The following is a 2,238-nucleotide window of genomic DNA, read 5'->3' as shown; positions in this document are numbered from 1 at the left end:
GCCGGAACTGAAAGACCGAGCGCCGGGGATGATGACGCTCATCTCGATGGGGATTACTGTCGCGTTTGTCTCCAGCCTCGCGAGTGTAGTCTTCCCGACGGAGTCTGCGTTCTTCTGGGAGCTCGTCACACTCATCGACATCATGCTGCTTGGGCACTGGATCGAGATGCGGTCAGTTCGGCGTGCGTCGAGCGCCGTCGACGAGTTGGCGAGACTAATGCCCGATACCGCCGAACGGATCACCGACGACGGTAATACCGAAGACGTCCCCGTGGACGAACTCTCTGAGGGCGACCTCGTGCTCGTCCGGCCGGGCGCGAGCGTCCCCGCCGACGGCGTCGTCGAGGAGGGCGATTCGGACGTCGAGGAGTCGATGATCACGGGTGAGTCGAAACCGGTTTCGAAAGAACCTGGCGACGAGGTCATCGGCGGTACCATCAACGGCGACGGCAGCCTCCGCGTGCGCGTCGGTGCGACGGGCGAGGAGACAGCGCTCGCGGGCATCATGCGACTGGTTGAGGAAGCCCAGCAGAGCAAATCCAAGACACAGGTGTTGGCTGACAGAGCGGCGGGATGGCTGTTTTACGTCGCGCTCGGGACAGCAGTCGTGACGGCACTCGCGTGGACAGTCGCAGTCTCGTTCGATGCGACCGTGATCGAGCGCGTCGTCACGGTACTCGTCATCGCCTGCCCACACGCACTCGGACTCGCCATCCCGCTGGTCGTCGCGATCAATACATCACTCGCGGCTCGCAACGGAATGCTCGTCCGCGATCGGATCGCGATGGAGGACGCTCGGAATCTGGACGCCATCATCTTTGACAAGACAGGGACGCTCACCGAGGGCGAGCATGGCGTCGTCGATATGGTGACCGACGATGGCGTCGACGAGGACGATGCACTCGCCTTGGCGACGGCCGTCGAGAGCGACTCCGAGCATATGATCGCGCGAGCCATCCGCGAGGCAGCCGACGAGCGTGGTCTTAGCGCATCTGACGCGACTGACTTCGAGGCGATTAAAGGCCGAGGTGTCCGCGCGAGCGTCGACGGAAATGAGGTGTACGTCGGTGGGCCGAACCTGTTAACCCAACTCGATAGCGAGATCCCCGAACATCTCCAGCGCTTCGCTGACGAGGCCGGCGAGGACGCCCAGACCGTGGTGTATCTCGTTCGCGACGAAGAGTTGATCGCCGCGTTCGCGATGGCCGACATGATCCGCGAGGAGAGTTTCCGCGTCGTCGACGCCCTCAAAGATCTAGGCATCGAGGTGGCGATGCTGACTGGCGACTCCCAAGATGTCGCCGAAGCTGTTGCTGACGAACTAGGCATCGGTACAGTGTTCGCGGAGGTCCTTCCCGAAGACAAGGACAAGAAAGTGCAGGAACTCCAGAATCAGGGGAAACTCGTGGGGATGGTCGGTGACGGCGTCAACGACGCACCGGCACTGACGCGAGCAGACGTCGGCATCGCAATCGGAAGCGGCACGGACGTTGCCGTCCAGTCGGCGGACGTCATCCTCGTTCAGAACAACCCGATGGATGTGGTCCGACTCGTGAAACTCAGCAAGGAGAGCTACCGGAAGATGCAGGAGAACATCGTCTGGGCGGCCGGATACAACGTCTTCGCGCTCCCGCTTGCAGCGGGCGTCCTTGCCCCGATCGGAGTTCTGCTGTCACCGGCTGTCGGGGCGCTCCTGATGTCACTAAGTACAGTCATCGTCGCCATCAACGCCCAACTGCTTCGGCGCGTGGATCTGTCCATCCCCGAGCTTCCAAGCGGGACACCACCGACTGACGCGACACCTGCAGACTGAAACGCTCCCGAATCGCTTCGGAGGGCTTCTTCCAATTGAGTCCGGCTGGTGGACAGCAAATGGCGACACTGGTAATTTAGGCGGGATCGCTATGGGGTCACCGATTCCACAGTTTTTAGCCGGGGATGCGCCGTTCGGTTTAACCGGATGCTTTCCCTGATGGCTACATTGCTGCGCCAGCACTAGGTTTATACCGTTAGACGGGTTTCTTCCTAGGGGTAATTGAGTCCTCGATCTTCTGCTGACGAAGAAGTGGCCAAACTCTGTCTCTAATTGTCTCACTGCTCTCTTTCCGAATTAGAGCAGAAGGGACTGGTCAACTGGACCAGAGATAAACACACCGTGACGAAAAGATCCACTGCTCAGTATACGTATTGAACGGCACACCTTTCGTCACGGTTCTCAAAAGGCAAACGCAGTGGGGG

Annotated in this window: 1 protein-coding gene; it reads left to right on the top strand. The window is 60.3% G+C overall.

Annotation, left to right across the window (positions count from 1 at the left end; translation table 11 throughout):
* A partial coding sequence (locus tag C492_RS00370) for a heavy metal translocating P-type ATPase (RefSeq protein WP_008419430.1) occupies positions 1 to 1,813 on the top strand: 1,813 nt, incomplete at its 5' end.
* Positions 1,814 to 2,238: the final 425 nt, after the last annotated feature.

The organism is Natronococcus jeotgali DSM 18795 (assembly GCF_000337695.1).
In the GTDB taxonomy this organism is placed as follows: domain Archaea; phylum Halobacteriota; class Halobacteria; order Halobacteriales; family Natrialbaceae; genus Natronococcus; species Natronococcus jeotgali.
This window is presented reverse-complemented; position numbering and strand designations above follow the sequence as displayed.